The sequence below is a fragment of the Yersinia sp. 2542 StPb PI genome (genome assembly GCF_048593855.1).
Lineage (GTDB): Bacteria > Pseudomonadota > Gammaproteobacteria > Enterobacterales > Enterobacteriaceae > Yersinia > Yersinia enterocolitica_E.
Genome location: NZ_JAZGQA010000246.1, coordinates 1 through 5,537, shown reverse-complemented (window position 1 = coordinate 5,537; position 5,537 = coordinate 1). Strand labels below are relative to the sequence as shown.

Below are 5,537 nucleotides of genomic sequence, written 5' to 3'. Positions count from 1 at the left end.
CTCTAGCATTTAAAACCATAACCCTTTGATTATAGAATCTTTTATGTTTTATCGACGTGAAAAAGGCGCTGAATTCAGCGCCCTTCATGCCATTACACCCTAACATCTGGCAGCAATTGAAACCGGTCAGACTACCTACTCCGTAACAATAGTTTGAATCTGTGCTGGTCCCGGGTTGTACCAACCACCCCATCCCGGCCCCCACATCCCAGGGTTGTGATAACCCCACGGGCCCATTGCCGGTGGCATCATAACTTGTTGTGCAAGATTCCAACGTTTGTAACCTGTGGCATTTATCACCACAAAGTCATACGGCGTCATCCCAATTTTACCGGCTTCAACACCGGTAATCGGCCCAACCACGGTCACCAGGTGACCACGAAAATCAACTGGCTCAAGGAAACCATTAACATAGGCTATCACTCGCCCTTGTGACGGCTCACCCAAAATAGGTCTGGCACCCGAGTCTAAGGGTACGCTGGCAATTTCAAGCCGGGTACGATGCGCTTCATTGGCCACATTGATGACGGTCCCACCAAAACGCGCCTCCTGGCCTACAAAGACCTTCGGATCGGTTCGAACCAAATTAAGATTTTGCTGCGGCGTCGCAGTGGTACCCTGAATAGCTGGCGGGACAGTAACACAGCCGGACAGAAGCAAAACGCCCAATCCTAGCCAGCCACACGTCCATTTACGGCTTCTATTCTTTATAGATTGAGTTGTCGACGTATTTATCGCCATCGTGTGCTGCTCCTTATCATATCTATAGCTATCTGAATATTTTAGACTCTAAACAGGATGACAAGTTGCTATATCGTTAATTTTTCACATTTCCGTGGCGCAGGTCAGTTCTAACGGCCTGGCAGTTTTTTCCAGGTCACTTCATTTCTTAGATACACTGGCTCGGCATTTTCCACACTCACCATCCGCCCGTTCGCCCATGATGATAATGCCAGTGGCAACATATCCTCTGCCTGCGGCAGTAGCATCTGCCCGTCAGTCAGCACCACATTATCGCGGCTAACCAGATCAGGATACGTCTGCCAGCCAGTGCCTACTGTGGCCCAATGGCCGCTCAGTGATGGCACGTGTGCCAAGACTTGTGCCGGCGTCATTACTGCCTCAGTCTGTTCACCGAGCCAATCGCCTTGCGTGTCACGCTCAAACTCACCCCAATAGACTTCCCCCATACGGGCATCAATCGCTGCCAATACGCGAGATGCACCTGTCAGACGGAATGCCCCCTGAGCCATGGTCTGTAAGGTGGAAATACCTATCATTGGTAAGTCGGCGCCCAGAGCCAATCCCTGACCAATACCGATACCAATACGAACACCGGTAAAGCTACCAGGGCCACGGCCAAAGGCCAATGCATCGAGTTGCGTCAGTGATAAACCCGATTCAGCCAGTACTTGCTGCACCATCGGTAAGATTCGTTGGGTGTGTTCCCGTGGACAAAGCTCAAACAACGCCTGAACTTCGCCGTTATTCCACAATGCAACAGAACATGCTTCTGTTGCGGTATCGATCGCTAAAATTCGCGTGGACATGCCAACCTCGGCAGGAAAAGAGTATGAATTCAATACAGGGCGCGCATGATAGCACACCCCTCCTCGCTTTTCCCTTAATCGCGTTGCTTGAGAAAAGCGATGGCTTTCGCCAAATCACGGGTGCGGGGTGCTGGCGGGAGGCTATTAAGGAACATCGCGCCATAAGGGCGCATCACCAGGCGATTATCACAGATAACCAGCACGCCGCGATCGTCGATGTCACGAATCAAACGCCCCACACCTTGTTTCAAGGTAATAACGGCATCAGGCAATTGCACATCATTGAACGGGTCACCACCACGTAGACGGCAATCTTCGATGCGGGCTTTCAACAAAGGGTCATCCGGTGAGGTAAACGGCAGTTTGTCGATGATGACACAAGATAACGCGTCGCCCCGCACATCCACCCCTTCCCAGAAACTGCTGGTCGCCACCAGCAGTGCATTGCCTGCTGCTACAAACTGTGCCAGCAACTGCCCCTTGCTGGTTTCGCCTTGCACCAAAACGGGTAGCGTCATACTGGCGCGGAACTCTTCGGCTAAACCACGCATCATCTGGTGTGAGGTACACAAAAAGAAGCAACGCCCTTTATTGGCATCAATCAGTGGCTTTAGCATCACCGCCAGCTTACGGGCAGCCCCAGGTTCATTCGCCGAAGGCAAATTGCGTGGCACACAGAGTAATGCCTGATTGGCGTAATCAAACGGACTGGGCAGGAGTAGCGTTTTGGCGTTAGTTAGCCCCAATCTTGAGGTGAAATGTGATAACTGATCATTAACCGACAGTGTGGCAGAGGTAAAAATCCAGCTTCCCGGTTTTTCTTCTATCAGCTCACGAAAACGATCAGAAACCGACAGCGGTGTCAACGCCAGTACGAAATGGCGTGAATTACACTCATACCAATAGCTGTAGCCGGGTGTAGTGACATCTTTTAAACGCTTAAGGCGGTTGCGATACACCGTTGCACGTTCAAAAGCGGCATCCAGCATAGCTGAGCGGCCAAGGGAAAGCTTCATCACGTCATAACACAGCTCCAACGCATCATCGAGCAACAGCAACGCCCGCTGAATCGCCGGTTGTTCCAGTACATCACGTAAATTGCCACGATACCCCGGGTCGCCGAGCACCAGACGGAAATCTTGCGTGCTTTGCGTCAGACGGTCGGCGCTTTTTTGCAATTGGGCGGAGTCGCGCACTTCGGTGCGATAGGCAATAATAATATCTTTTGCCAAATCCATTAGTTGTCTACTGGTCAGTTGCTGACCAAAGTATTGGCTGGCAATATCGGGGATCTGGTGGGCTTCATCGAAAATCATCACATCTGCGGTGGGGATCAGTTCGGCAAAACCGCTCTCTTTCACCACCATATCCGCCAAGAACAGATGGTGGTTCACCACCACTATATCTGCATCCATCGCCTTACGGCGGGCTTTCACCACAAAACAATCTTTATACAGCGGGCAATCACTGCCCAGACAGTTATCATTGGTACTGGTGACCAACGGCCAGACAAAGCTATCCTCAGCCACCTGGCCACAGGTACTGATATCACCATCGATGGTTTCGGCTGACCAGCCACGTAAACGAACCAAATCAACCAATGTCTCACTGGCTAATTCCCCCCCGGCCAATGATTGCTGTTCAAGCCGTTCCAGACAAAGATAGTTTGAGCGCCCCTTTAATAAGGCCAGCTTCCCTTTGTATTTGAGAGCAGTCGCTACCGTGGGTAAGTCACGCGAATAGAGCTGATCTTGTAACGCTTTCGAACCTGTGGAGATAATCACTTTGCAATCAGCACGCAGTGCGGGCGCCAAATAGGCAAATGTTTTACCGGTACCGGTACCTGCCTCTACCACCAATTGTTGTTTGGCATCAATAGATTCACTGATGGCCGCCGCCATTCGGCGCTGAGACTCTCGGGGGTTAAAACCTGTAATGGCCTGCGCTAATGCGCCGTCTGTTGCAAAATCGTCTGTCACGCGTTCTCTTCCGGGCGAAATCAGCGGTGATTATGCCAAGCCTATCGCCCCGCGACCACACATTCTCATCACAAGCTATGCTACCCTACTACTGATAACTGACATTGACATTCACACAAGGGAGTGAAAATGAGTATTGAACGAATTAATCCAGAAAAACGTTGGTCAGATGCTGTGGTATTTAACAACACTATCTATTACACCAGCGTACCGGAAAATCTGGATGCAGACGCCACGGCGCAAACTGCCAACACACTGGCAGCAATAGATATGATATTGAATCAGCTCGGTTCAGATAAAGGCCGTATTTTGGATGCCACCATTTTTCTGGCAGACAGTGCGGACTTCGCGGCGATGAATGCGGCGTGGGATGCCTGGGTGGTTGATGGCAATGCGCCAGTGCGTTGTACCGTCGAAGCCAAATTGATGAATCCGAAGTACAAAGTTGAAATCAAAATTATTGCGGCTATTTGATTTTGCGATCTGCGGGGCGACGGCACTGATGGGCACTCTGACGGCTCGCGCCCCTTGTATTTTAAACAAATAAGGACCCATTCAGTACATTTCCCCGCTTATCAGCTTCGATTAAAAACTGTCACTCGATATAGCCAAAGTAATTGCAGTTGCAGGTAGGCGGCCAGCAAACAAATCCCGATCAGCTTACACCGGTAAGTGATTCGGGTTTGCGCGCGCAGCCAACCCCCTGCAGCTTCAAGTACAAAGGGGATATCAGGACAGCTTAATCATCACCATGCCGGCCAGTAGCAAAATCAGGCCAATCCAGCCTTTATAGTTCAGACGCTGATTAAACAAAATCCAACCCGCGGCCACAGTGGCGGCAATACCGAACCCGCCCCATAAGGCATAAGCTACTGATAATTCAATGCCTTTCACTGCTTGTGCCAAAGCACTGAATGCCCCTAACACTGACAGCAGTGATAATATGCCTAACCATACCCGGCGAAAACCATCTGACATTTTCAGCAAGATATTGGCAATGATTTCCAGGATGACCGCCAAAATCAGAAACGCAATATGGTAAAACTCAAGCTGTTGCATGCTGCTCACCTGAATTGTTGTGCGGGCTGCCTGGTTTCTTCGGCTTACGCGTCCCTGACTTCACTAACATTATGCCGCCGATCAAGGTCACTAAACCGGCAATTTTCAGTGGTGATAAGCTTTCATCAAACCACAGCACGCTAAAAACAGTAATAATCAGGATGCCAATCCCTTCCCACAGGGCATAGGCCACGCCTAGCGCGACTTTCTTCACTGCCAGAGCCAGTAAAATGTATGAACCGGTTATCATAAAATACATCACGATATGCCCGGTCATCTCACCACTGACACTGGCATATTTCATTGATAACGTGCCGATAATTTCTGCGACAATCGCTAAACCTAAAAATATCCAATAAATCATCATTCTTCTCCTAACACAGCTACCCTATCGATTTCAAAGTGCAAGCAGCGGCCTCAAAGAGGCGAGGCCCATGGACGGCCGAGTAATAAGTGGCCAACATCCCTGCTATTTGAAAAATGACGGGTAAAACGCACGCTAAGGTCTATTTGTTACGGTTATCCTAATTCGATGCCCTATTCACAAGGAATAGACATGCGCAGGCCGTAAGAAATAGAAACTCACTTGGCGTATAAACTTTTTTATACCCTAAATAATTCGAGTTGCAGGAAGGCGCTAAGCAAGAGACCCCCGATGAGCTTACATGAGTAAGTGATTCGGGTGATTGAACGCAGCCAACGCACATGCAGCTTGAAGTATGACGGGTATTTAAGATGGAAGAATAAAGACGCTACAGCTCGCTACACCAGTGATGCTCACTGGCCAGAATGGCTGACAGGAAAAGTTGACAGGTAGAAGGTTTGAAAGTAATTCCATTAGTTTTAATCATAATATATCTCTTTTTTTTAGCCACACCTGCTTTAGCGACATACTTGTTTGCCAAACCTAGTGTGATACGCCTAAAACCCTCATCAAAATGGAATAATT

At 49.4% G+C, this 5,537-nt stretch carries 7 protein-coding genes; 1 reads left to right on the top strand and 6 read right to left on the bottom strand.

Going from position 1 to position 5,537, the window contains the following annotated elements; genetic code table 11:
- Nucleotides 1-135 precede the first annotated feature (135 nt).
- The 3 genes from V1952_RS19765 to V1952_RS19755 all read right to left on the bottom strand — a co-directional run bounded on the left by V1952_RS19765 (nucleotide 136) and on the right by V1952_RS19755 (nucleotide 3,529).
- Nucleotides 136-741, bottom strand: coding sequence for a Slp family lipoprotein (locus V1952_RS19765; RefSeq protein WP_420071782.1), 606 nt, complete (start codon nucleotides 739-741; stop codon nucleotides 136-138).
- A 110-nt stretch (nucleotides 742-851) separates the two neighbouring features.
- Nucleotides 852-1,550 carry a tRNA (adenosine(37)-N6)-threonylcarbamoyltransferase complex dimerization subunit type 1 TsaB gene (gene tsaB / locus V1952_RS19760; protein WP_372558927.1) on the bottom strand — a complete coding sequence of 233 codons (699 nt, stop codon included), beginning with the start codon at nucleotides 1,548-1,550 and terminating at the stop codon, nucleotides 852-854.
- Nucleotides 1,551-1,624: 74 nt separating this feature from the next.
- Nucleotides 1,625-3,529, bottom strand: coding sequence for an ATP-dependent DNA helicase (locus V1952_RS19755; RefSeq protein ID WP_102970416.1), 1,905 nt, complete (start codon nucleotides 3,527-3,529; stop codon nucleotides 1,625-1,627).
- Between the two features lie 129 nt (nucleotides 3,530-3,658).
- Here V1952_RS19755 and V1952_RS19750 point away from each other — a divergent pair, with 129 nt between their 5' ends.
- Nucleotides 3,659-4,003 (top strand): RidA family protein, encoded by a 345-nt coding sequence (locus V1952_RS19750; RefSeq protein WP_372558926.1) that lies wholly within the window; start codon nucleotides 3,659-3,661, stop codon nucleotides 4,001-4,003.
- A 255-nt stretch (nucleotides 4,004-4,258) separates the two neighbouring features.
- On the opposite strand, the gene mdtI is transcribed toward V1952_RS19750, so the two are convergent.
- From mdtI to V1952_RS19735, 3 genes are all read right to left on the bottom strand, one after another.
- Nucleotides 4,259-4,588, bottom strand: coding sequence for a multidrug/spermidine efflux SMR transporter subunit MdtI (gene mdtI, locus V1952_RS19745; protein ID WP_005163022.1), 330 nt, complete (start codon nucleotides 4,586-4,588; stop codon nucleotides 4,259-4,261).
- Nucleotides 4,575-4,952: a multidrug/spermidine efflux SMR transporter subunit MdtJ gene (gene mdtJ, locus V1952_RS19740; RefSeq protein WP_372559893.1), complete on the bottom strand. Its 378-nt coding sequence runs from the start codon at nucleotides 4,950-4,952 to the stop codon at nucleotides 4,575-4,577. Before mdtJ ends, mdtI begins: the two co-directional genes overlap by 14 nt.
- A gap of 388 nt (nucleotides 4,953-5,340) precedes the next feature.
- Nucleotides 5,341-5,537: hypothetical protein (locus V1952_RS19735; protein WP_420075379.1), on the bottom strand; the 197-nt coding region annotated here is incomplete at its 5' end.